Here is a 25,370-nt window from a genome sequence, read left to right as displayed (position 1 = left end):
GTAATACCAGACCTTGTTATTTTAAACTAAATGTATGGAAATAACACAAAGTAACTAAAATTATTTTGAATAAAAAAAACCCCGTCATTTGACGAGGTTTTATTTAGCAAGAACTAATATTAAAAGGAGTAAGTGGCCTTAGCATAATAAAAACCACCATTGTAATCGAATGGTCCACTTTCATAATACTTGCCACTTACTACACCATAAGCACCGCCTTGCTGCAGTTTTTGTGCTTCTTGATCTAGGATGTTGTTAGCACCAATCGACAAAGTAATACTATCGTTCACAAAATAACTAACTTCGGCATCTAAAGTGACTGAAGAACCAGCTGTTTCAGACCAGCCATAAGAGCTAAACTCATCTGGTTCATCAGCATGTGTAGCAAACCATTCACCAAAGTAATTTGCTCTGACAAACATACTAACTTGATCCCAGCTCTGGGCTACAGTAAAGGTTCCACGATGTTCTGGGATCCCTTCTTCTAAACGCCTAATTTTAAAACCGGTAGTAAATTGTCCCGGATCCACAACTTCGGTAGAATTATAGTTATAAGCAAGGCTAAATTTAGTACTGCCGTTAAACAAATCCATACCATAATTTGCCACTACATCAACACCTTGAGTGCTGGTATCAAAATCGTTTGCAAAGAATGTGATTTTTCCTCCCAATAACAACTCAGGGCTTGGATAGATTCCTTGCAAGGCAGTCACATCTGCTTGAGTGATATCAATTTTATCTGTTTGAGCAATTCGATTCTCTACATCTATTGAATAAGCATCAACAGTCATGAAGAAGTCACCATTTTGGTAGACTAAACCAAGGGCAAAGCTTTCTGATTCTTCAGGGTTAAGTGATACGCCACCTTTAAGTGCTGACACTGGGTGTGTGGGAGGGAAAGTTGCAGATTGCACCAGTTCTCCACTTACCAGAGAGGTTTGTGTATTGACCACATTCTCTTGTCCCACTGTAGGCGCTCTGAAGCCTGTACTATGTGAAGCCCTAACAGATATTTCATCAGTAATTGAATATTGAGCTGTTATCTTATAGTTAGTCGTGTTGCCGAATGACGAAAAGTCTTCATAACGCAACGCAGCACCTAATAAAAAGTCCTCTGTGATATACGCTTCAACATCTAAATAAGCGGCAATACTTTGGCGCTTATTTATACCCTGTGCTTCAGGAGAAAAACCTGCAAACCCATGAGAGCCAACGCTGAAACCTTGTGATGCTAATGGCCCTTGTTTCCATGATGCTTCTTCACCAGAAACAATCTCAAAACTTTCTTGACGCCATTCTAATCCAGAAGCAACATTTACTGGTTCGTATAAACCTAAATCAACGCTTTTAACTAGATCAGCATTAAATGCTTTTTCAAGTTGAATATAACTTCCTGCTTCAAATGCGTTATCAATAGGTTGATTAGAGCCCATTGAAGGGTTAACTGTATTAATTAAAGTATAAGTTGATTTATTTCGTCCAAATGAACCACTCAAATCAAATAGAGCTCCGTCTAATACACCACCTTTGATTTCGCCCTTGGTACCCATGGTCAAAGACGTGTCATTGATTTCGCCGGTAAATTGTGGCGTGTATCCACCAGGATATAATTCGTTAAAGGCCCAACAATCTGGATTATTGGCAACTGATGTGTAATCAGCTGTATTTAAAATATTATCTACAGATGTACCATTTACGTAATCAACTAAAGTTACATCAGTAGGACAATTGCCCGTACCGTTACTTGTCATATCGCCAACAAGCCATATTTTACGTGTAGGATCAAATTCTCCATCTGAATCTTTATCCCAGTCATAATCATAAACATCTTTTGAAAAGACGCCTGCTCTATCTTGAGGGTTACGATAATAATAACCTCCAGTTGCCACTCTATCGGAGTAATTACCAAACATGTAGAACTCTTTGTCGTCGCCGAGATCTAATTTCACATTACCAAATAAAGTGAGGTCATCGTCAATTTCAGGATTACCCCAAGTTTGGGCTGGAGAATTAATTGACATATTACCTGCATCAGCTAATCCCTGGGCATCGGGACGTTGTACACTTCGGCTTGTGGCATCAACAGTTTTATATTGAAAACTTAAATTAAGGCTACCGTCCTTAGTGAAAGGTAAACCAACATTACCATCAACAACTAGTTGATCACCGTCGCCTTCATAATATTCACCATGTCTGACTGATAACGAACCACCATCTGCATCATCTCTTAATACAAAGTTCATCACCCCAGCAATTGCATCAGACCCATACTGAGCAGCAGCTCCATCACGTAAAACTTCAACTTGTTTCAATGCAGAACTCGGTATAACAGAAATGTCAGGTCCTTGAGCACCGTCATTTACACCGCCACCCTGAAAGGCAATAACAGATGCACGATGGCGTCTTTTACCATTTAATAAAATAAGTGTTGAATCTGAAGATAAACCACGTAGGTTCACAGGTCGAATAAATGACGCGGCATCCGAAATAGGTTGTTGCCTTACATTAAAAGACGGGATAGCCGCTTGTAGTTGATCAAGTAAATCTGATGATGCATTTTTGCCTAGTTCATCTGAACCAATAATATCAACAGGAACAGGAGATTCAGCGACTGAGCGTGGAGCTGCACGAGAGCCAACAACTGCAATTTTCTCTATGTTATCTGTATCTGATTTTTGTTGTGCGATAACAGAGGTTGCGGCAACTGAACTGACTGCAGCAGATGCAGCAATGATGTATCGAACACTTTTGGCTAGTGTTGTCATAGTTGTATTCATATTTGTGAATTCCCAATTGTATTTATATAAAAAGCATGTAACCCAATTTTAAAATAGCCTAAATTATTAGGCTATTTTAAAAAACAATATTCTAGTATTAGATCTACGCTGTAAAGCTCTTGCATTATATTTATAGTTAAAAATTAATAATTTGCGAATAAAACAAAAATTAATTTTAGCAACAAGATATTATTATATTGCCATGAATAACTATCAAGTTAATTTAGACTTTAGGCTATATAGGTAAATATTTTATTGCAAATATTGAGATGGGGTTTGGTAAAAATGAAAAAACCAGCACTAGGCTGGTTTTTATAAATAGAAATATTTATCTAAATAAAGTTTGAGTTTTCCCCCAAACTTTTACTAAAGCAGTTTCTAAAGCAACACTTGCTGCAAAACCAAATTTTTCTGCAATGTTCTTTTTAATACTATATTTTACTGAGAATATTTTATTAGTCTCATTCAATGTTAACAAATAATCATCAGAGGTTTGAATCGTATCGACCAGTCCTAATTCCTTAGCTTTACTCCCATACCAGTATTCTCCGGTTGCCACTTTATTAATGTCTAGTTCAGGCCTATGTTCTGCCACAAATCCTTTAAACATTTGATGTACATCTTCTAATTCTTCACGGAATTTTTCTCTTCCCTGGTCATTATTCTCACCAAACATGGTCAAAGTACGTTTAAATTCGCCGGCTGTATGTTGTTCAAAATCAATATTAGATTTTTTTAACAACTTATTAAAATTAGGTAATTGAGCTATTACACCAATAGAGCCAATAATTGCAAACTTAGCCGCAAGCACTTGGTCTGCTACACAAGCCATCATATAACCACCACTCGCCGCTACTTTGTCTACTGCAACGGTTAGTTTAATATTTTTGTCTCTAATTCTTTGTAACTGTGATGCCGCAAGACCATATCCATGAACAACACCGCCGCCACTTTCTAATCTAACTAATACTTGATCTTCAGGCTTAGCGATAGTTAATACAGTCGTGACTTCTTCACGCAAATTATCAACTTCATGAGCATCCATAGAACCATTAAAATCGATGACAAACACTTGTCCTTTGATCTCTTTAGAATCTTTATTTTCTTGTTTGACTCGCTTTTTCTTGTCTTTATTAAATTGTTTAAGTTGCTCTTTGGTTAATAATAACTGGCGGGCATGATTTGCTATTTCTTCTAATCGATCAGAAATAGAAGTTATTTCTAAGTTTCCTTTTCCATGTTTTTGTTTGCTAGCTAAACTAATGATGCCACCAACAACCAATAAAATTGCTACGACTATTGTCACTGCTTTAGCAATAAACAATCCGTATTCGTATAAAAATTCCAATCTACTCTACTCCTCAATAACGGTTTGTTTATCAATGGGGACAAAAATATAAAAAAAAAGCCAGAAACAAGTCTGGCTTTAATTAAATTGTCTAGTTATGTCAGTAACTATTAATTTTCAATCACTGAGGCATCAGTAATCACAACACCCTGCCCTTGTAAAGTAAAGAAAGAGACCATTTGACTATGCATCTCAGAAGTTGCAGCTGCACTAGCTGTAGGGGTAAACAAAGAGAAATGGTCGCCTGTTATAAAACGCACTACACCACCTTTATCAGCAGAACTTGACAGTTTTTCTAAACCAATCAAGTCAGCTAAGGGTTGTCCACCAATTAAAGGTAATGAGGTAACCACAGGATTAACTTGATCGCTAAGTGCAGTGCTACCATCATCATTCACTCCTCCACCAACTGATAATTGAGTCAATACAGCTGTAGTTTCACCTAATGTTGCAGCATATGAAATAGGGTCAGCCGAGTCTAATACCGTTTGAGCAGCAAAATTGAATTGGGCGAATCCAGCTTCAATAGGCGCCAATTGCTCAGGAGTAAGGCTTGCCATAAATTGGGTAAAAGCTGGGCGAATAGCAAACTCTTTCTCTACCCCGTTAGTAGAGGCATATTGTTCAACAAAAGCAGCGAAGGTTTCTGATGTTTCAGCCAACAATGAGCCTTTAATTAATGGCCCGAAATCAGGAGACTCCAAAATAAAGGAAGGTATACCACCAGCTGGAACATTGAGTACAGCACTAGTGAAAGAATACATGTCATCAAAGGGTGCCATTTCTCCTTCGAGGGAACTATTAGCTGTAGCAATTGCTACAGAACCAGTGATAGAACCTAAACTATGAGCCACAAAGTGAACTTTACTAGTATCTAGGTCAACCAACTGTGTCTCGTCAACTATAGAGTTTAAAGATAAACGTAAGCCCATAATATCAGCACTACTTTGTCTAGAGTTATCTCTAGCGGTCAATAAACTCGCAAAGTTCAAAAAGTCAGATATAGAAGTCAAACTTATTTTAGTTAAGGTACCATCTGGCCCTATCATTCCACGATCACCATGTAACGGATGATCAATCGCTACTGAAGCAAAACCAGCCAACGACAAAGTGGCACTTAACGCCAATACATCTTTTCTATTGCCTGTAATACCATGTGAAAAGAGAACAACTGGCCAACCTGACTCTGGTTTTTGTTGCGCAATAACTGCGCCACCTGTTGCCGCAGAAACTGTGGCAATCACACTTTCATTGGGTACAGTAATAAACACATCTATAGATTCAGTACCCGCTTCATTGTATCCAGTATCAGGATCATCTGTTTGACGACCTTTAGCCAAGGGAAGTGGGTTAAATTGGGTTAAGTTCCTAGGATCAGAAAGGCCTAAACTTGTTAAGTCCAAATCAAATAATTGATTGTCAGATGCCAATTGACACAAATCATTATTTGGACCAACCTGTCCAGCCTGTAACAAACCACCAATAGTTTCTTGGCCCAATAATCTTAACGTTGCACCACTTGTACATGCCGCTTGCCACCACCCTGTAGTTGGTGCATCGGGTTCTAAGTAATAGGGTAAATTTACTTTTCCAGACACTATGCTAGTGGCACAAAACGGTCCTGCGACGGCAAAAGTATCAACAGCTATTTGAAACAATGGAGATTCTGGTTCTGCTAGGGTAGCCAATAAACTTGCACAGCTGTTTAATCCAACCGAAGCAAGGTCGGCTAATTGTGTCTCAGTTAATAAAACAGGCGCCATTAATTCAAATGCATTAGTGGACTCTGATGCTTGTGTCACTATGCTGGGAAGATAAGCCCGTGCGGCTTGTTGTGCTGCAACCGCATCACCGCTACTTGATAACACTTGCTGAAAAACGCTAGCAAATGGTGCAATATTGAGTTTTTTGATTGAACTTAAGACATCTCCAGTAGATTGAGTAGAAAAGTACGCAGCATAAGATAACTCTTCTCTTTCTACATCAACTGTATCTAACACGTCTACCATATAATTTACTATTTTTTGTAACGGTATTAATGCCTCAACGCCAACTTGGTTTGTGTTGATATTTTGACGCATTAAATCCCAAGTACCTGAACCTTTTACTGGGCGACCAGTCAGATCTTTTAAAGACTCGGTAACGACTAATAAATGACCTTGTCCAGCATTTAATACCTTCAATGGTATTAAATTAATTGTATCGGTACCTGCAGTATACGAAGTGACATAATCAACACCATAAACTAATTGGCGACCTAACTCGCAAGGCACACCTGGTGTTTGAAATTCGGCGGCAATAGCCTGGCATTCTGTACTTGTGCCTAATAAAGCCTGTGTTGCTTCAAATAATTTTATAGAGTCACCATTTACTGTGGCAGGATCTATATCCATACCTTCTGGTGTCTCAACCCGAATAACCATAGGTTGATGCACCGACCACCCATCTAAAGCACTTAGGGTATGACTCGGGTTACCAGCATCAAAGGTATCAGTACCTTCGGTATTTAGCGTAAAATCAAAAAATGAATTACCTGCTGCAGGTAACATTAATAAGTCATTCGGTACATTTAAATCAGATGTGGCTGGATTAAAAACCACTCTCACAAATGGCTTTTCTGCCTCTGAATTGTCAGGTTCGGTAAATATTGGATCATCTTTACGACTATCACTTCCACCACAAGCTGTGATTCCGAGCGCACATAATATCCCTATACTGAGTAAAGCTTTCTTCATATTTGCCTCTCTTAAATTCTCTAATTAACTATTATTTGACTATTTTTAATTCTTATTCTTCTAAGCAAAAAATTTACCAACAAGTACAAATATCACTTATTTTGATAAATAATAAATTTAACTTAAGCAAATCCCGTTATTTCATGCACTTACGTATGATATTATTCAATTACTTTAAATTGACCTTATTTACTATGCTAAATTATTTACCAAAAGAACACTATTTAGATAAAAAAATTACTCTTATTACTGGCGCTGGTGATGGGATCGGCAAACAAGTCGCTTTGGAATACGCTAAATATGGGGCAACTGTCATACTTTTAGGTAAGACAGTTAAAAAACTGGAAAAAGTGTATGACCAAATAATTGCAGCAGGCGGCAATGAACCTGCGATAGTGCCCCTTGATTTAAAAGGGGCAACAGCACAACATTATAAAGATATGGCAAGCACAATAGTCGACCAATTTGGTCACTTAGACGGTCTAGTACATAATGCAAGTTTTGTTGGCCATTTAGGGCCTTTTTCACAGGTGTCTGAAGCAGACTGGCATGCAGTATTTCAAGTTAATATACACAGTCAATTTTTAATGACACAAGCTTTATTACCTGTTTTAAAGAAAGCTAATCAAGCTTCTGTGGTATTTACTACCTCAAGTTTAGGCTTAAAAGGCAAAGCTTATTGGGGTCCCTACTCTATCTCTAAATTTGCCACTCAAGGAATGATGCAAGTGTTAGCTGACGAATATGAAAATAGTAATATTCGTTTTAATTGTATTAATCCGGGACCCACTCGCACAAACATGCGTACCGTAGCATTTCCTGGCGAAGATGCGAGCAAACTCAAAACCCCAGCAGAAGTGATGACCCCCTATATTTACTTAATGGATAACTTTACCAGTAAAGATAATGGCCAAACTTTTCATGCACAAGACCAACCATAAGATCAAAAAAAAGGCGCTTAATAAATTAAGCGCCTTAGTAAACTAAAAAATATCTATTTAGCAGAATTTGCCCATGTATCCCTAAGACCTACTGTTCTGTTAAAAACAAGATTGTCGTTACTACTATCTTTATCTTTGCAAAAGTAGCCCGTTCTTTCGAACTGGATCGGACAATTGACTTCCGCTGCAGCTAAACTGGGTTCAACCATACCTTTTTTGATCACAAAAGAATCAGCATTGATACATGCGGTAAAGTCTTCTTCGGCTGCAGGATTAGGCACATTAAATAAACGATCGTATAAACGTATTTCTGCAGGTTTACCTTGAGTTGCAGAAACCCAATGAATCACACCTTTTACTTTTCTGCCATCACTAGGGTCTTTGCCTAACGTCTCTTTATCATAACTACAAAATATTGTAGTTATTTCGCCGTTACTATCTTTTTCGACCCGCTCAGCTTTAATCACGTAAGCATTTCTTAGACGTACTTCTTTACCTAACACTAAACGTTTGAATTTTTTATTGGCTTGTTCTTTAAAATCTTCTTTTTCAATATAGATTTCTTTAGTAAAGGGTATGCTTCGGCTGCCTTTAGTTTCATCTGTAGGATGATTCGGTGCAGAAAGTACTTCGTCAGCACCATCAAAATTTTCCAGCACTATTTTAAGAGGCTCAAGAACAGCCATAGCACGATTAGCGTCGGCGTTTAATTCTTCACGAAGGCATGCCTCTAACATAGACATTTCAACCATATTGTCCATTTTAGTGACACCAATACGTTGGCAAAATTCTTTTATAGAAGCAGGGGTATAGCCCCGTCGACGTAAACCAGAAATGGTTGGCATTCTGGGATCATCCCAGCCTGTCACATGATTTTCTTCAACTAGCTGTATTAATTTACGTTTACTCAATACTGTATATTCAAGATTTAATCTTGAAAATTCATATTGGTGAGGCTCAGAGTCTATAGTGATATTGCTGATGACCCAATCATACAAACGACGATTATCTTGAAATTCTAAAGTACATAAAGAATGGGTCACCCCTTCAATGGCATCAGAAATACAATGGGTAAAATCGTACATAGGGTATATACACCATTTATCGCCTGTTTGGTGATGATTAGCAAATCTAACACGATAAAGTGCAGGATCACGCATACACATAAACGGTGAACCCATATCAATTTTAGCTCTTAGCAGGCATTCCCCTTCTTTAAATTCACCCGCTTTCATTTTTTCGAATAAAGCTAAATTTTCAGCAACACTAGTATCCCGGTATGGACTATTCTGCCCAGGACTTTTAAGCGTACCACGCATTTCACGCATTGTTTCTTGATTAGAGAAATCCACATAAGCTAAACCTTTATTAATCAGTTCAACAGCAAAAGTATAAAGTTGATCAAAATAGTTAGATGAATAACGTACATCACCATTCCATTTAAAACCTAACCACGTCACATCTTGTTGTATCGCATTAACGTAATCTATATCTTCTTTTTCTGGGTTTGTATCATCAAATCGTAAGTTACATTGTCCCTTATAATCAGTTGCGATACCAAAATTCAAACAAATAGATTTAGCATGGCCAATATGCAAATAACCATTTGGCTCAGGGGGAAAACGCGTTTGAATTAGGTTATGCGTACCCTGTTCGATATCTTTATCGATAATTTGACGAATAAAGTTGGTCGGACGAATGTCAGCCTCGGCCATTTATAAACCCTCTTTTTAATTTTTAGAAATAATTGAACGGCATATTATACCAGCATCAAACATCAGCATAACGCTTTTTATGTAGAAATATGGGGAGCTAGTGTAGAGTTCTATTTATCGGTGGATTTTCATTCGATTTTGTCATCGGTAAATCAGCAAATTCGCTCATTTCATCGTTACCATCTTCATGTTCATCTTCCCAATCATATTTCTTTTCAACTGGTTTGGGATCTAAACCTTTCCATATAAACGCAGCCAATACACCAGCTAGCGCACCAAAAAAATGATACTCATAAGAAATAGCCTCTTCTCTTGGAAATATACTCATTGTCATACCGCCATACATCAAAAATGCAATCATCATTATGCCAACAGAACTTTTATCACGTCGAAAAAGACTGACGACAAATAAGAAGAAAAACGCACCATGGGTTAAACCACTTGCACCAATATGATTAGCTTCTCTGGCAAAAAGCCAAACACCTATTCCCGATAATAGCCAAATCAAAGTCACCACTTTTATCCAAGACTTTGGGTAACCGTAATATAGAACCGAGCCTAATATTAATATGGCTAGAGTATTGTTGAATAGATGTTGCAATGAACCATGAATAAGTGGCGCAGTAATTATTCCTAAAAGGCCAAATACAGAATGTGGAGTTAACCCCAGAGATGTAAGATTCAAACTAAACAATATCTCAGCAGATTTAATACACCATAAAAAGCTGATAAATACTAATGCACCTACTATAGCTTCAACCAAACGCTTATTTTCTTTCATTAATACGATATATGGGAAGACATCTATTTTTAAAGGTCGGTGATCAAAAAAGGGCAATACATAAAAATAATATCGCCCTTGACCTTGCTAAAACATAATATTAAACAGAAAAATGTTTATTCACTGGCAAGTCCCTAATCCTTTTACCACTTGCTTTAAATATTGCATTTGCCACACTCGCCGCCACAGGTGGAACTCCAGGCTCTCCCACACCAGCACATAATGCATCTGACTCAACAATATAGGTATGGATTTCTGGAGACTGATGCATACGTAAGACTGGATAATCGTGGTAGTTTGATTGCACAATAGCACCATTTTCTATATCTATTTCCCCCATAAGCGTAATAGACAAACCAAAAATCATTGCCCCTTCTAATTGTGATTTAACGCGATCAGGGTTGATAATTCGACCCGCATCGATAGCAGTGTGCATTTCTAGTACTTGTACTTTACCATCCACAACTCGCACTCTACTAGCCACAGCAACATAACTTAAAAAACTCCGATGAACACTAATTCCCCACCCTTCATTGTCTGCTGTTTTTTCGTTCGCTTGGGATTTATTCACCACCAAATTAAGCACATGTTTTAATTTGCGATTATCTATTGGGTAATCCTGTATAGGCATATCATAATTTTTATAATTAAAACCCTGAGCTTTAACATCGACTATATCGGTATCGCCGATTAATTCTAACCAAGTGTTTTGTGTGGTTTTACCTGATGCTAATGCCACTTCATCGACAAATGAACCCAGCGCAAAACCATGTTGAATATTACATACAGAACGCATCCAACCAATTCTAACGTGTGCTTTAGCTGTGTGTCTTTCGCAGGATAAATTTTCAATGGTCAATGGCATATCAGCAAAACCTAGAGAAAGCTCCATGTCTGATGGCTCTGTAGTTTGGCCATCAAAAGTCCATATGATACTAGGGAAAGCAGAACGTTGGATCCATCCTGTTACTTGATTAGTTTCATTAAAGCCAGCGGTAAAATGCTGAGCACTGATAGCATGATAATAACCAGAACGGATTTCATCTTCACGACTCCACACTACTTTAACTGGCTTACCTGTGTTCTTAGCCAGAATTGCAGCTTCAGCAGAAAAATCATGTTTAGATTTTCTACCAAATCCACCACCTAACAAGGTGACATGTACTGTTACTTTTTCAACAGGAAGCTCTAATACTCCAGCAACAGTTTGTTGAACCCCTTGTGGGGCTTGTGTACAAACCCAAAGTTCACACCCATCATCTGAGACTATTGCAGTAGCTGCGGGCGGTTCCATAGGCGCATGCACAAGGTACGGTACAGTATAAGTAGCACTGAGTTTTGTAGCGGCTTGATCGATTGCTTTATAAGCATCACCTGTGCTTCGTACGCTTTGCCCTTTAGTCGTTATATTTTTTGTCAAATCTGCTAAATACTGTTTTGAATTATGAGATTGGTTATCACCTAAATCCCACTCCACTTGTAATGCTTTACGACCTTTAAGTGCAGCCCAAGTATTTTTAGCAATAATAGCTACGCCATTCAGTGACTTAAATACTACTGGAAAATTTTGTTTGGGCATTTCAATAACATCAATCACTCCCGAAACCTTCAATGCGGCTGCTTTATTGAAAGATTTCACCGAACCACCTATCACTGGACATCGTTCAATACTGGCATAAACCATTCCATCTAAAACGATATCTTGGGCAAATTCTGTATCGCCTGTGACCATTTTTGTTAAATCTACTATAGGTACATCTTTCCCTATGATCTTAAAATCAGAAGGTGATTTATAAGTAAGTTTATTTGTATCGGGTGTTGGCATAGTTGCCGCTAATTCTGCTAAGTAACCAAAGCTTAATTTTTGCCCCGTAACTTGATTGTGGACAAAACCATTATCAGCAAACACATTACTTTGTTTTACATTCCAAAACTTGGCAGCGGCTGCCTCTAACATAGTTCTAGCAGCTGAGCCCATTTGACGCATAGTGGTATAAAAATTACGTATTGACCGTGAACCATCGGTATTTTGACTGCCATAGGCTTTGTTTGCTAGACCTTGCACTACATTGACTTTAGACCAATCAGCACATAATTCTTCTGCCACAATTTGTGGAATACCTGTGCGTATACCCTGGCCCATTTCGCTGCGGTGACAAATGATATTCACAGTGTTGTCTTTATCGATACTGACAAACAAATTTAATTCGTTAGCAGAAGATTGAGTATTGGTTGCCGCCCAAACAGCCTGACTTGAAGGAAGTGCCACGCCCAACACAAAGCCAGTACTAGCCACGCCAGTTTGTTTTAAAAAATTTCTACGACTGATGTTATGTAAATCGATAGCTTGTTTCATGATTCAGCTCCTACATTTACCGCTAAGTCGTAGTCCAAATTCGTGCTTGCAGTACGACTATTTTTTGCTGCCGTTTTAATCGCGGCTTTAATTCTTGGATAAGTACCACAGCGACAAATATTACCTTGCATATAATTATCAATCGCTTGGTCATCAGGATCCGGATTTTCTTTTAATAACGCCACCGCACTCATAATTTGGCCAGACTGACAATAACCACATTGAGGAACATTATGTTCAATCCAGGCTTGTTGCACTGGGTGACTTGCATCTTGTGCTAAGCCTTCAATGGTTGTAATTGACTTACCATCAATAGCAGAAACAGGCATAACACAAGAACGAATAGGCTGACCATCAAGGTGCACAGTACAAGCCCCACATTGTGCCATACCACAACCAAATTTTGTTCCAGTTAGGTTTAATACGTCTCTTAAAACCCATAACAATGGGGTATCTGCTTCTGAATCCACTTCTGTCGGTTGCTCATTTAGGGTAAAACGGATCATTAGTACCGCTCCTTTAATTATTTAGTTTGTTGTATATACATTAAGAGATCTTCAGGTGTATCAATATCGTAAGCTGCCTCTGGAATACTTAAAGATACAACATTCTGAATATTTTGCTGGATTATGTTTCTCGCCCCTTTGTCTCCAGTCAAATTCTGTAATTGATTTAAATATTGTGCTGGAAAAATAGCTGGAACGCCTAATTGTTGCGAGTATTGAGCAGCCACTATCTTTGATGGGTGTACAGTCGAAGTCAACAACATTTTATTAACAATCTCTGTACTGATAGCAATTTGATCAGCCAATATAATAAAAATATGACTATTGCTTATTGATAAGTTTTTCACACTTTCGGCGATACTTTGGCCCATACCCAATGACCAATTTTCAACAAAATGAGTCTTAATATAGTCAGGAATGACGGCTTGTATCTTATCTCGATTACTACCTAAAATGACAAAAAGTTCATCAATGTTGTCTACTAATTTATTGTTTGAAAAAAATTGCATTAAACAATGGTTGATCAGCGCACGCGGTCCCACTTCTGCCAGTTGTTTAATGCCACCAAACCTTTTACTTTGTCCAGCAGCTAATAATATTACAGTTGTCGACATTACTTTAAATACCCACTAATAGACTTAGCATCACCATGTTCAATTACTGCATGAGCTTCGGCTAACATAGACAGCGCAATAGATTCTGGTAATTCTCCACCTAATCTTAATCCAACAGGATTAGCCAAATTCACAGTCAATGAATTTCTAGTCAGTAAACCTGCATCTAATACTCTATCGGTTCTATGAGTAGGACCGAGTAAGCCGATATAATTTGCGTTACTATGTTGTAAAAGCACCAGTGCATCTGCATCTAATTTTACATTATGAGTTAATACAAAAGCGGCATCGATTTGTTTTAACCACTTTGCATTGATTAGTTGTTCAAAAGGTTCTCGTATGGTTTGCATTGCCCCTTTAAAATAACCTTCTTTGGCATAGCCTACTCTTGGATCTAACAAAATCACTTGCCAACCAAGTTCTGCCGCAATAGCAACTACAGGTTTAGCATCTACCCCTGCTCCAAAAACTGCAATATATGGTGCAGGATTTAAAGTTTGGATAAAATAGTACTGTTGGTCGATTTTAAGCAAACCCGATTCAGCTTGATGCAGATTATCCTGTAGATGGATAATCTGGTTATTAGGGAAAGCTGAGTCTATGTTTTGTTTGTAAATAACAGATTGTCTTTCAGTTAAGTCATGTTGTAATTCAGCTAAATACAGATAGTTATTTTTTGCATTAACTGGTTGCAGCAATATTTTGACCATACCACCACAACCAATGCCAAGTTTCCAAGCAAGGTCTTCTTCTTCACGCATATCATATTCGATAACACGGTTCTGTTGATTATCCCAACATCGCCTTGCTTGACGCATAATATCAGATTCTAAACAGCCACCACTTAACATGCCATAATATTGTCCTAGATCGTTGATCAGCATCATGGCACCAGCTTTACGATATGATGAACCTTCAGTCTGAATAATGGTGGCTAGCACCCATTGCTGAGAGTCTTTATGCGCTGACCAATAAGCCAACAATTGATGGATTCTATTTGCCATTTGTTATTATTATATTTCCTAGTTTTACTTATGCTTACTTTTTATATTTCTATAAATAATTATGGATGAATTAATCGCTAAAAAAAATCGTAAACTAATACCTTGAAACATTATATGTTTAAATTGTTGCAAAGCATTACCAATAAATACACGGCAATTAAACTGTATTAAGCCCATAAACAATCCACAATAGCTGCTAACCATAAGATATAGCAAAAAAACACTTTGATTTTTCTGTCTTAGGCCTAATCTAACAATAGATTAATGAAATAATACGATTCTGTTGTGAGCAAAAATTTATCAATGATACATATTATTGTTAGATTTGCTTTAACTAAACAAATGACGGGCATAACCAGTCACCTTTATTTCAAAACAAAAGCTATATTACAAATAAAAGGAAAAACGATGCAGATTTATGACGATAATTCACTTTCAATTGGTAACACACCTCTTGTAAAACTAAACCGGGTAACAAGCGGTAATGTTTACGCTAAAATTGAATCAAGAAACCCAAGTTTTAGTGTTAAGTGCCGAATTGGGGCCAATATGATCTGGGATGCGGAGAAAAAAGGCATTTTAAAACCTGGCAATGAACTTGTTGAAGCAACAAGTGGTAACACGGGTATCGCCCTTGCTTTTGTTGCAGCATCTAGAGGCTATAAATTAACTTTAACTATGCCTAGTTCAATGAGTTTAGAACGTCGTAAATTACTTAAGGCAATGGGCGCCAATTTAGTGTTGACTGAGCCGGCAAAAGGTATGAAAGGGGCTATATCAGCAGCTGATGAAATTGTTGCATCCGATCCAGCAAAATATGTACCTTTACATCAATTCGAGAATCCAGCTAACCCTGAAATTCATGAAAAAACCACTGGCCCAGAAATTTGGGACGATACAGACGGTAAAGTTGATATTTTTGTTGCTGGCGTAGGCACGGGTGGAACAATCACTGGTGTTAGTCGATATATTAAGAATACTAAAGGTAAAGCTATTACTTCTGTAGCGGTAGAGCCGACAGATTCACCTGTTATTACGCAAGCTAAAGCTGGTCAAGATTTAACGCCTGGACCACACAAAATCCAAGGTATTGGTGCTGGTTTTATACCAGGTAACTTAGACTTAGATCTTGTTGACGAAGTTGAGCAAGTCAGTAATGAAGATGCTATCGCTATGGCACATAGATTAATGACTGAAGAAGGGATCCTAGTAGGAATTTCATCTGGTGCGGCTGTGGTTGCAGCTAAACGTGTTGCTGAAAAACCAGAAAATGCAGGCAAACATATAGTGGTATTATTAGCGAGTGCTGCAGAACGTTATTTGAGTAGCCCGCTGTTTGCTGGTGAATTTTCAGACGCTGAAAATATCCAGTAACAAACAAGTTAACTTTCATTAAAAAGGGAGGCTTTTAGCCTCCCTTTCTTTTTCTTTTAAATAAAACACGTTACCATCAAACAAACTTTATTTAATTGATGCAAAATATGCTTAAAAAATTATCCGTTTTATTAATTTTAGTGGTCATATTTAATGCTTGCGAGAAAACCGAACCTAGAAGAGGCGCCGGTAAATTTGGCATGTTAGATACAGATGTACCTGAATTTGCAGCAATTGAATTTTTTAATCAAATTTATCATACCGATAATTTATCCGGTGCAATCAAATTGAGCACCCCAAAAATGCAACGCTTGTTACGTTCTTATCACACCAATAAAGCGGTACAAAAACATGTATTGAATATGCGCTTTGATAAAGTCGCGATTCAACCCAGCACTAGAAGTGCTGGTCGCAGTGAATTTGCCAAACAAGCACAAATATCACTTTTCTTTGAAGGAGATCTAAATGGAAACATTTTAAAAGATCTTCGTATTGTTAGCCTAATAAGAATCGATAAAGAATGGCGAGTAGACGATATTAGTGCACAGTAATTTATTCATCATAAATCACTGTCCCACTGCTACACCTTCTCTTCTTGGGTCTGCACCGCCCACTAAATGGCCATTGGATATTTGGAATCCATGTAAGCCACTATTTAGTTCCCTTATTTGTACTTTATGACCTAATTTTTCTAGGTTAGGTTTTATATTCTCAAGCTGTGTGCCTTTCTCAAGGGCAGTATAATCATTTCTATTGGTGATCTTAGGTAAATTAATCGCTTGTTGGATGTCTAAATTCCAATCTAATACGGCAATTAATGTTTGAGCCACATAACTGATAATACGACTGCCGCCAGGTGAACCTAAGGCTAACATTAGCTGCCCATTTTCATCAAATACCATAGTAGGGCTCATAGCACTTCGTGGGCGTTTGTTTGGTTCTACCCTATTTAGTACTGGTTTATTAAATTTATAAGGACTAAATGAAAAGTCAGTTAATTGATTATTTAGCAAAAATCCTTCAACCATCAAACCAGAGCCAAAAGCAAACTCGATACTAGAGGTAATTGAAATGGCATTTCCTTGTTTATCAATAATAGAAAAATGACTGGTATTAGGTAATTCAAAACTTTCACTTTGTTGAAAATTGATTTGTGCAAATGGTTTGCCTGCTCGTATTTTTCCCATATCTTTATTCAGAGATATATGCCGACTTCTTTGTTTTAGATAACGATGACTTAACATAGATGCAAAGGGTAACTGGTTAAAATCTCCATCAGCAATGTACAGTTCTCTATCTGCATAAGTTAATCTAGATGCTTGAGTAAATAGATGCAGAGCAGTCAAAGAATTAGCTTGATATTGTTCTAAATGATAAGGCTCTAAAGTACGTAATGTTTGCAATACACTAATACCACCTGAACTGGGTGGGGCCATACCACAAATATTATATTTTTTATATTTGCCACAAACAGGAGAACGCTTTATTGCTTTATAACTCGTTAAATCTTTGGTTGTTAATAGCCCCGGATTAATACTTGAAAATGCCACTGACTTAGCAATTTTTCCGGCTAAAGCACCTTGGTAAAAACTATCTACGCCCTGCTCTGCCACTGTTTTAAATACTTGCCCTAGCGCACTATTTTTTTTAAGTTGTCCTTCTCTAATAGCTTGACCTTGTGGGTAAAAATACACAGATGATGTTCTAAATTTTCTTAAACCAGGATGTAATTCCATTGCTACTAATTTAGCTAACCGTTTGGATACAATAAACCCTTCATCTGACAACTTAATCGAGTCTTGAAATAATTCAGCCCAGGGTAAATGACCAAATTCTTTATGAGCCATATCCAGCGCTTTTAATGTCCCCGGCACTCCTACAGAACGTCCACCAACCACTGCATCCATCCATTTAATTGGTTGATTGTCTTTTAAAAACAAATCTATGCTGGCATTACTTGGGGCGGTTTCTCTGCCATCATAGGTATGTAACTTTTTTGCTTTATTATCCCAATATAAAATAAAGCTGCCACCACCTATACCTGATGACTGAGGTTCAACAAGGGTCAACATAGCTTGTACGGCAATGGCTGCATCGATTGCCGTCCCACCTTTATTAATAATATTCTTGCCTGCCCAAGAAGCATACGGATTGGCAGCAATAACCATATATTCCTTAGCTGTAAATGCTTTTTTTGCTTGATATCCAGTTGCCGCTTCAGGCTCTCTATCCTCACGTTTTGGGGCTGAGTTGACAAAAAGTGAATAAAAAACAAGTGACAGTATAATAAGGTATAGAGGTCTCAAAATGTCGTAGTCTCAGATAAACAAATAGTATGTTGAGACATTAACTAGGCATAGGACGATTTGCAAATACAAATAACTTTTGAGATTAAAATTCGGTACTATTAGAACAAATAGAAACAATTCAATAAACAAGACCAATGACTCGCCTTCCCTTTACATTTAAACAACTATTTATGCCCATTACAGTTATAATAATTAGTTGTACTTTTTGGCTTTTAGAACCTTCTAGTCGTGAATGGTTTGCCTATAATCGGAATTTAATATCTGATGGACAGTGGTGGCGTTTAATCAGTGGTCATTTTCTACATACCAACAGTAACCATTTATGGTTAAATTTAACTGGCCTAGTGTTGTTATGGGCATTAAATGGAGACTATTATAATATCCGTTCCGTATGGACACTTTTTATTTTATGTATAGGTACCAGCATCGGACTGTTCTTTTATTCAGATGATCTTATTTGGTATGTAGGCTTATCAGGAGTATTACATGGATTATTTATTATAGGTGCCTGGCAAGATATTATTCATAAAATAAAAAGTGGTTGGATACTATTTTTTGGAGTTTGGCTAAAAGTGATATATGAACAAATAGCAGGAGCCAACGAAGAAGTTGCCACATTAATAAACGCAAATGTGGCCATTGATGCACACTTAATGGGAACAATAATTGGCACCCTAATTGTTGTTTTTATTCTCGTTAAAAACAATTTGCCCTCATTCAAAACAAATCAGTAAATATTTTAGCCAATGTAAATTGATTTCGATTGTAATTTTTTTAACAAGTTTGTTAGTGGCTTGCTAAACAAAGAAATAAAGTATGTAAACACTTAAAGAAATATAGCTAAATCTACAAAATAGGTTAAAAAACGGCCATTTAAATGTGTTAATCTTAAACAAATTCAGTTAAAACATATTCTATCAACTACCTTTAATTTACCGTCATATATGGAGAGAGTCACATGGCATTTAAAAAACAATATTTAAAATCTAAAGATGTTTGTAAAGTAACATTCAAATTATCTAAAACAGAAGCCAGTGAAGCTGAAAAAGTGAATCTGGTAGGTGACTTTAATGATTGGGAACGAGAAAGTTTACCGATGAAAAAACTTAAAAATGGAGATTTTACAGCTACCGTTAATTTAACCAAAGATACTAGCTATCAGTTTAGATACTTATTAGATAATGAGAAATGGGAAAATGATTGGCAGGCTGATGCATACGAAAAATCACCAGTATCATTGGAAGAGAATTCTGTCGTAAAAGTATAATTTAAAAATTCTATCATCAAGGCCAAGGTATTCTTACCTTGGCTTTTTTTTGCCTTCGATTCAGGCTAAAATGATTTTATCATGTGTTACTTTTAATTTTAATGCATTAGGTAATCCTCGGCCAAACATAGTGTTAGTCATTGCCGATGACCTAAGTTGGAATGACATAGCAGCTTATGGTCACCCAACTATTCATACACCAAACCTCGATAAAATGACAACTGGTGGTATGCGTTTTGATAGTGCATATTTGACTGCTAGCGCCTGTAGTCCTAGTCGAGCCAGTATTTTTTAAAGGCCGTTCCCCACATAATACCGATGCTGAACAATTACATTGGGACTTGCCACTTGTAAAAACTACATTTTCTGAAATTTTGAAAGAATCTGGATATTGGACTGCCGCAGCTGGAAAATGGCATGACTTTGAAGATCATGGACGCTCTATTCGATCTAAACGTTTTCGTTATATTCGTAACAATTACAATGATCTACCTCCGACTCCAAGTGATGATACCGTTTATCATAAAATTTGGTGGGAACTGGGTAGATTATATGATGCAGAGTTACTGAATAAACACCAATCTAGACCATTTATATCGCCTCGTCCTAAAGAAGAATTTTCCGACCTTGAAAATGACTCATTTGAACTGAATAATCTTGCAGACTTTGGTCAATATCAAGCAGAAATAACTAAACACAGAAAAGCTTTAGGTTCATGGATAAGAGAAACCCATAACTTCATACCAAATGTGCGTACCTTAGATGGTTTTGATAGACGAACTGGCGTCTATGCACCTCATAGATTACGTCCACGTCAAACGAAAATGCAACAGTACGGTAAATCAGGGGCCTATTAATCCTCACTATCACTAACAAGTTTGTTAGGTTAACTATCTAGACCTAACAAACTTAGTGAAAATTACTTGTCCATTTTTCATCCATACAGGAAAAAAATAAGTACAATAAGCTAACTATATTTTATCCAAAAAGAACAATTCATGGCCAGCATTCATCATCAAATTTTCTCAGACAGTTCAGACAAACCTTGGATATTGTTAATTCACGGCTTATTCGGAAATTTAGACAATTTAACGGGCTTACGTAAATTATTTACCAACAGCCACCAAGTACTCGCCATCGATTTACCAGATCATGGAAAATCGGACTATACAGAAACCTTTAGTTTCGAGCTATATGCAAATAAAATTGTGCAATTGTTACAACAATTAAATATCAATAAAGCAGACATATTAGGTCATTCTTTAGGCGGAAAAATAGCAATGAAAATTGCGTTGGACCATTCAGAAATAATCTCTCACTTAATAATTTTAGATATTGCTCCAGTAAAATACGCCCCCCGTCATCTCGACGTATTTAAAGGATTAAATAACGTTCACTTAGATACTTTAACCAGCCGTAATGAAGCCGATATGCAATTAGCCATTTATATATCTGAACCTTCAACCAGACAATTTTTATTAAAAAGCTTATATAACGAAGCCCAACAGTGGAACTGGCGATTTAATTTACAACTTTTAGAACGGGATTATCAGCTATTATCTGCAGCAATTGAATCTGACATAGCCTTTCAAGGCGCTGTATTGTTTATTAAAGGAGGTAATTCTGACTACTTATTACTTGAACATAAACAACCGATCCTAAAACTATTTCCGAATAGTCAATCAAAACTAATTGCAAATACTGGTCATTGGTTACATGCTGAAAACCCTAACTTATGTCATAAACTGATATCAACATTTATTAAATCTGTTTAGCTTGCTATAAATTACGATACAAAATGTCAAAATTTGTTTCTTTACCCGCCTAACAATTTTCATGTAGTGGACACTGTGGTAATATGCCGCGGTTTTTAGAATAGAGTCGATGATAAATGTTAAGTGAACATTACGAATTAATAGAAGCGGTAGGTTTAAATCTCTGTTTAGCTGGTTTGTTCATTTTAATGACTTACGCTGTTTATGACGTTTTAAAGAAAAATGAAGTACCATTATTAGGTAAAATTGTGGTGTATTTTGTTTTATTTTTAGGCGCAGCGGGATTTATTTTTAAAGGTATTATGCAGTTATTTGTTGGCTAATAAATAACGTATCAGACATACAAAAAGTGAGGATAAAATACTGATGGCAAGTGTGGGGCTATTTTTCGGCAGTGATACTGGCAATACAGAGCATATTGCTAAAATGATCCAAAAAGAGTTGGGTAAAAATTTAATAGCAGTGCATGACATTGCTAAAAGCAGTAAAGAGCAAATAGCTGAGTTCGATCTATTATTATTCGGCATTCCCACTTGGTATTACGGTGAAGCGCAATGCGACTGGGATGATTTTTTTCCTGAACTTGAAATGATTGATTTTGAAGATAAGCTAGTGGCTATTTTTGGTTGTGGTGATCAGGAAGATTACGCTGAATATTTCCTAGATGCTATGGGCATGGTTAGGGATATAGTGGAAGCCAAAGGAGCCATTTTAGTAGGCCAATGGTCAACTGAAGGGTATGACTTTGAAGCTTCGAAAGGTATGGCTGATGAAGATCACTTTGTCGGCCTTGGCATAGACGAAGACAGACAACCAGAGCTGACAGAAGAACGAGTTAAAGCTTGGTGTAAACAGATTAACGAAGAAATGTGTTTAGCAGAACTAGGTTAACTGGTTACTATCTAAAAATAATCTTAAAGGGAGCTTAGGCTCCCTTTTAATTTGTAAATAGTTATTATAATTATGCATCTGCTCTTTCAATAGAGGCCAACTACCCTATAATGACATCATTAATTATTTGTAAGTAAGTCAATGGATCAAAATAAAGAATTAAAAAAAGCAGGATTAAAAGTTACCCTGCCTCGTTTAAAAATATTAGAAATACTGCAACTTCCTGAAAATCAACATATCAGTGCAGAAGATGTATATAAACGACTCATTGAACAAGATGAGGATATTGGTTTAGCCACAGTATATCGAGTACTAAACCAATTTGATGATGCGGGTATATTAAATCGTCATCACTTTGAAGGTGGTAAATCTGTATTCGAAATTAGCCATAAAGAACATCACGATCATTTGGTATGTTTAAATTGCGGCAAAGTAATCGAGTTTGAAGATGAGTTAATTGAAAAACGTCAAAAAGAAGTAGCAGAAAGACATAACATGTCACTGACTCATCATAGTTTGTACCTATATGGTTATTGCAAAGAAAATTGTGATGAATAATCAACAATAAAATTATCAAATTGTAAGCCGCTAATTAGCGGCTTTTTTATTGCCACCTGTCTGCTTTTTCTCTATCAGTCTGTTTCGCTTCAACCCATGAATCACCTTGTTTACTGGTTTCTTTTTTCCAAAATGGGGCTCTTGTTTTAAGGTAATCCATAATAAATTCATTTGCCTGATAAGCAGCTTGTCTATGTTGACTGGTGACACCCACAAAAACGATTTGATCTGTTGGGTTTAACTGCCCTACCCTATGAATAATTGTTATTCGGCCAAGAGTCCACTTTTCTCTAGCTTGTTGAACAATGGAAGTTAATGCTTTGATAGTCATGGCTGGGTAATGTTCTAAAAATAATCCCGTTATTTTTCCATCTTGATTGAAATCTCTAACTAAACCAACAAAGGTCACCACAGCACCATCATCCGGATTGTTTATTGTTAAATTATGATATTCAGAAGCTAAATCAAAGTCCTGTTGTTGCACACAAATTTTATTATTCATGGCCATTAGATTACCCGCCGGTAACAGGTGGGAAAAAAGCCACTTCATCATTATCTGCTATTTCGGTTTCTTCAGTGGCTATTTCTTGGTTGACCGCTACCAAAGCTTGACCAAATTGCAAAAATTCAAGCCAATCTACATTTTGTTTTTGCAAATAGTTTCGTAAGTTAGCCACATTAGTTTGTTTATCACTTAGTTCAGACAAGTCTATTTTTATCTTGTCTTGGTTTAAACGTTCTTTAAGTTGACCAAAAAAAAGTATATTAATCATTTAACCTTCTCAACTTGCCAATCACCACTTTTACCGCCCTGCTTTTTTAATACTCTAATGCCAGAAATTTCCATTAATGGGTCTACTGCCTTACACATATCGAATAAAGTAAGAGCAGCGACACTTACGGCGGTTAATGCTTCCATCTCTACTCCTGTTTGGCCTGATAACTTGCACAATGCTTGAATTCGCACTTGTTGAGAGTCATCTAAAATTTGAAATTCAATCTGTACTTTCGAAAGCATTAATGGATGGCATAAAGGAATAAGATCGCTGCATTTTTTTGCGCCCTGAATACCAGCTATTTGAGCAACGGATAAAACATCTCCTTTAGCGTGTTGATTATTTTTTAATAAATCAAAAGCTTGTTGTGACATTTTAATATAACCTTCAGCTATGGCTTGGCGCTGTGTGATTTGCTTTTCAGTCACATCTACCATATTGGCTTTACCTTGCTCATTAATATGACTAAATTTTTCTTGTGCAGTCACAAATTTACCCCCTACTTTCACAGCTTGCTGTTACATTTTTTAAATGTACAACAAAGTTACAGGGCCTATGTGTTGAATTGAGTTGCTGCAGCAAAATTTTAGTCCAAGCCGTTTTACATGCCCCTGTAGAACCAGGCATACAAAAAATAGCAGTACCATTTGCCATTCCGGCAAGGGCTCTTGATTGCACAGTCGACGTGCCAATTTCTAAAAATGAGACATGCCTAAACAGTTCGCCGAATCCTTCAATATCTTTATCGAATAAAGGTTTAACCGCTTCTGGGGTGGTATCTCTAGCAGTAAACCCGGTGCCACCTGTTATAAGCACTACTTGTACTTGATCTGATGCAATCCAATTGGATAATTCGGCTCTGATTTTAAACTTATCATCAATAACAATATTCTTTTCAATAAACTTATGCCCTGCGTCAATTACAGCCTGCACTAAATATTGGCCTGAAGTATCATTATCTTCAGTCCTTGTATCAGAAACCGTTAAAACCGCTATATTGAGTTGTTTTGTTTCAGTCGTTATTTGCGATGCCATTTATTTACCTTTAACTTTACTCAACTCGCAATGTTGTTGCCATTGCTGAGGAGTATTTATGTTTATAAGTGAAGATTGATTGGTTACTGGTATTGATTTTGCTGCAAAGTGGTTTAATACTTTGCGCATGGATAATTGTTTATTTTTACCCTGGCTTGGTAGTTCTACAGCATGCTGCAGCTGTTGTTCCAAATGGCTTAAAATATTTTTTCTTATAGGCATATATAAAGGGAAATGATGATCTTGATAGTAACAAAGTGAGTTAAATTTTTGCCCTTGTTGCACTAATAATTGCAAATCTTCAAGCGTTAACGCAGGCATATCAACGGGCACAAAGAGGACTTCAGTAATATCAGGCTCGTTATTTATTAAATAACTGAGCACGCTATGGATACCAGACATAGGTCCATAATTAGGGTAAACATCTACTAAAGCTTGGTTATCCTTTATACCACTGATCCACACTTTTATGGGCTGTAATCCAGCTAACAACTTTTGACAATGACTCAATAAAGTTAAATCAGTATCGGGTATAGACAATAAACTTTTGTCCTTTCCCATTCGACTCGAGCGTCCACCGGCAAGGGCAATTCCAGCTAACATATACT

26 protein-coding genes are annotated in these 25,370 nt (G+C 37.0%); 11 read left to right on the top strand and 15 right to left on the bottom strand.

The features are described from left to right. Positions 1-119: 119 nt before the first annotated feature. The 3 genes from GQR87_RS10320 to GQR87_RS10310 form a co-directional block, all read right to left on the bottom strand. Positions 120-2,777 carry a TonB-dependent siderophore receptor gene (locus tag GQR87_RS10320; protein ID WP_158969038.1) on the bottom strand — a complete coding sequence of 886 codons (2,658 nt, stop codon included), beginning with the start codon at positions 2,775-2,777 and terminating at the stop codon, positions 120-122. A gap of 328 nt (positions 2,778-3,105) precedes the next feature. Continuing rightward, positions 3,106-4,125, bottom strand: a complete 1,020-nt coding sequence (gene sohB / locus GQR87_RS10315) for a protease SohB (RefSeq protein WP_158969036.1) — start codon at positions 4,123-4,125, stop codon at positions 3,106-3,108. Between the two features lie 110 nt (positions 4,126-4,235). Then, positions 4,236-6,860 (bottom strand): VolA/Pla-1 family phospholipase, encoded by a 2,625-nt coding sequence (locus GQR87_RS10310; protein ID WP_158969034.1) that lies wholly within the window; start codon positions 6,858-6,860, stop codon positions 4,236-4,238. A gap of 194 nt (positions 6,861-7,054) precedes the next feature. On the opposite strand from GQR87_RS10310, the gene GQR87_RS10305 reads away from it, so the two are divergent. Then, the gene (locus GQR87_RS10305; RefSeq protein ID WP_158969032.1) at positions 7,055-7,801 is read left to right on the top strand and encodes a YciK family oxidoreductase; all 747 of its coding nucleotides are present in this window, start codon (positions 7,055-7,057) and stop codon (positions 7,799-7,801) included. A gap of 53 nt (positions 7,802-7,854) precedes the next feature. Here GQR87_RS10305 and glnS read toward each other — a convergent pair whose 3' ends face one another. The 6 genes from glnS to GQR87_RS10275 all read right to left on the bottom strand — a co-directional run bounded on the left by glnS (position 7,855) and on the right by GQR87_RS10275 (position 14,777). Beyond that, positions 7,855-9,516, bottom strand: coding sequence for a glutamine--tRNA ligase (glnS, locus tag GQR87_RS10300; protein WP_158969030.1), 1,662 nt, complete (start codon positions 9,514-9,516; stop codon positions 7,855-7,857). A 97-nt stretch (positions 9,517-9,613) separates the two neighbouring features. Then, positions 9,614-10,297: a rhomboid family intramembrane serine protease gene (locus GQR87_RS10295; protein WP_158969028.1), complete on the bottom strand. Its 684-nt coding sequence runs from the start codon at positions 10,295-10,297 to the stop codon at positions 9,614-9,616. Between the two features lie 100 nt (positions 10,298-10,397). Further along, positions 10,398-12,653 carry a xanthine dehydrogenase family protein molybdopterin-binding subunit gene (locus GQR87_RS10290; protein WP_158969026.1) on the bottom strand — a complete coding sequence of 752 codons (2,256 nt, stop codon included), beginning with the start codon at positions 12,651-12,653 and terminating at the stop codon, positions 10,398-10,400. Beyond that, positions 12,650-13,159: a (2Fe-2S)-binding protein gene (locus tag GQR87_RS10285; protein ID WP_158969024.1), complete on the bottom strand. Its 510-nt coding sequence runs from the start codon at positions 13,157-13,159 to the stop codon at positions 12,650-12,652. The genes GQR87_RS10290 and GQR87_RS10285 overlap by 4 nt, the downstream gene beginning before the upstream one ends. Positions 13,160-13,176: 17 nt before the next feature. Then, entirely contained in the window at positions 13,177-13,773 is a 597-nt protein-coding gene (locus tag GQR87_RS10280) for a nucleotidyltransferase family protein (RefSeq protein WP_158969022.1), read from the bottom strand. Next, entirely contained in the window at positions 13,773-14,777 is a 1,005-nt protein-coding gene (locus GQR87_RS10275) for an XdhC family protein (RefSeq protein WP_158969020.1), read from the bottom strand. The genes GQR87_RS10280 and GQR87_RS10275 overlap by 1 nt, the downstream gene beginning before the upstream one ends. 408 nt (positions 14,778-15,185) lie before the next feature. Here GQR87_RS10275 and cysK point away from each other — a divergent pair, with 408 nt between their 5' ends. Together cysK and GQR87_RS10265 are read left to right on the top strand one after the other, a co-directional pair. Then, on the top strand, positions 15,186-16,151 hold the full coding sequence (gene cysK, locus GQR87_RS10270; protein WP_158969018.1) for a cysteine synthase A: 966 nt from the start codon (positions 15,186-15,188) through the stop codon (positions 16,149-16,151). 107 nt (positions 16,152-16,258) lie between these two features. Further along, positions 16,259-16,702: a hypothetical protein gene (locus tag GQR87_RS10265; protein WP_158969016.1), complete on the top strand. Its 444-nt coding sequence runs from the start codon at positions 16,259-16,261 to the stop codon at positions 16,700-16,702. A 15-nt stretch (positions 16,703-16,717) separates the two neighbouring features. Here the strand turns inward: GQR87_RS10265 and ggt are convergent, their stop codons facing one another. Next, positions 16,718-18,457, bottom strand: a complete 1,740-nt coding sequence (gene ggt, locus GQR87_RS10260) for a gamma-glutamyltransferase (protein WP_370459626.1) — start codon at positions 18,455-18,457, stop codon at positions 16,718-16,720. A 173-nt stretch (positions 18,458-18,630) separates the two neighbouring features. On the opposite strand from ggt, the gene rrtA reads away from it, so the two are divergent. The 8 genes from rrtA (at position 18,631) to fur (ending at position 22,951) form a co-directional block, all read left to right on the top strand. Beyond that, the gene (gene rrtA, locus GQR87_RS10255) at positions 18,631-19,194 is read left to right on the top strand and encodes a rhombosortase (RefSeq protein ID WP_233267451.1); all 564 of its coding nucleotides are present in this window, start codon (positions 18,631-18,633) and stop codon (positions 19,192-19,194) included. A gap of 224 nt (positions 19,195-19,418) precedes the next feature. Next, entirely contained in the window at positions 19,419-19,727 is a 309-nt protein-coding gene (locus tag GQR87_RS10250) for an isoamylase early set domain-containing protein (RefSeq protein ID WP_158969012.1), read from the top strand. Between the two features lie 70 nt (positions 19,728-19,797). After that, a complete protein-coding gene (locus GQR87_RS22370; protein ID WP_233267450.1) occupies positions 19,798-20,022 on the top strand; it encodes a sulfatase-like hydrolase/transferase in 225 nt (74 codons plus the stop codon). A gap of 46 nt (positions 20,023-20,068) precedes the next feature. Beyond that, positions 20,069-20,584, top strand: a complete 516-nt coding sequence (locus GQR87_RS10245; protein WP_370459625.1) for a hypothetical protein — start codon at positions 20,069-20,071, stop codon at positions 20,582-20,584. Positions 20,585-20,725: 141 nt separating this feature from the next. Next, positions 20,726-21,502: an alpha/beta fold hydrolase gene (locus GQR87_RS10240; RefSeq protein ID WP_158969010.1), complete on the top strand. Its 777-nt coding sequence runs from the start codon at positions 20,726-20,728 to the stop codon at positions 21,500-21,502. Between the two features lie 116 nt (positions 21,503-21,618). Next, a complete protein-coding gene (locus GQR87_RS10235; protein ID WP_158969008.1) occupies positions 21,619-21,825 on the top strand; it encodes a DUF2788 domain-containing protein in 207 nt (68 codons plus the stop codon). 43 nt (positions 21,826-21,868) lie between these two features. Continuing rightward, positions 21,869-22,393 carry a flavodoxin FldA gene (gene fldA / locus GQR87_RS10230; protein WP_158969006.1) on the top strand — a complete coding sequence of 175 codons (525 nt, stop codon included), beginning with the start codon at positions 21,869-21,871 and terminating at the stop codon, positions 22,391-22,393. A 141-nt stretch (positions 22,394-22,534) separates the two neighbouring features. Continuing rightward, positions 22,535-22,951, top strand: coding sequence for a ferric iron uptake transcriptional regulator (gene fur / locus GQR87_RS10225; protein ID WP_158969004.1), 417 nt, complete (start codon positions 22,535-22,537; stop codon positions 22,949-22,951). A gap of 46 nt (positions 22,952-22,997) precedes the next feature. Here the strand turns inward: fur and moaE are convergent, their stop codons facing one another. The 5 genes from moaE to GQR87_RS10200 are packed head-to-tail and all read right to left on the bottom strand — an operon-like array spanning position 22,998 to position 25,365. Continuing rightward, a complete protein-coding gene (gene moaE, locus GQR87_RS10220; RefSeq protein ID WP_158969002.1) occupies positions 22,998-23,459 on the bottom strand; it encodes a molybdopterin synthase catalytic subunit MoaE in 462 nt (153 codons plus the stop codon). Positions 23,460-23,463: 4 nt separating this feature from the next. Next, positions 23,464-23,724 carry a molybdopterin converting factor subunit 1 gene (moaD, locus tag GQR87_RS10215; RefSeq protein ID WP_158969000.1) on the bottom strand — a complete coding sequence of 87 codons (261 nt, stop codon included), beginning with the start codon at positions 23,722-23,724 and terminating at the stop codon, positions 23,464-23,466. Beyond that, positions 23,721-24,215, bottom strand: coding sequence for a cyclic pyranopterin monophosphate synthase MoaC (moaC, locus tag GQR87_RS10210; protein WP_158968998.1), 495 nt, complete (start codon positions 24,213-24,215; stop codon positions 23,721-23,723). Before moaC ends, moaD begins: the two co-directional genes overlap by 4 nt. 4 nt (positions 24,216-24,219) lie before the next feature. Continuing rightward, the gene (gene moaB / locus GQR87_RS10205; protein WP_158968996.1) at positions 24,220-24,762 is read right to left on the bottom strand and encodes a molybdenum cofactor biosynthesis protein B; all 543 of its coding nucleotides are present in this window, start codon (positions 24,760-24,762) and stop codon (positions 24,220-24,222) included. Continuing rightward, the gene (locus GQR87_RS10200) at positions 24,763-25,365 is read right to left on the bottom strand and encodes a molybdenum cofactor guanylyltransferase (protein ID WP_158968994.1); all 603 of its coding nucleotides are present in this window, start codon (positions 25,363-25,365) and stop codon (positions 24,763-24,765) included. It abuts the gene before it with no gap. Between the last annotated feature and the right edge of the window lie 5 nt (positions 25,366-25,370).

Source organism: Paraglaciecola sp. L3A3 (genome assembly GCF_009796765.1).
Lineage (GTDB): Bacteria > Pseudomonadota > Gammaproteobacteria > Enterobacterales > Alteromonadaceae > Paraglaciecola.
Note: the sequence above shows the minus strand (reverse complement) of the source record. Positions and strands in the feature narration are given on the sequence as shown.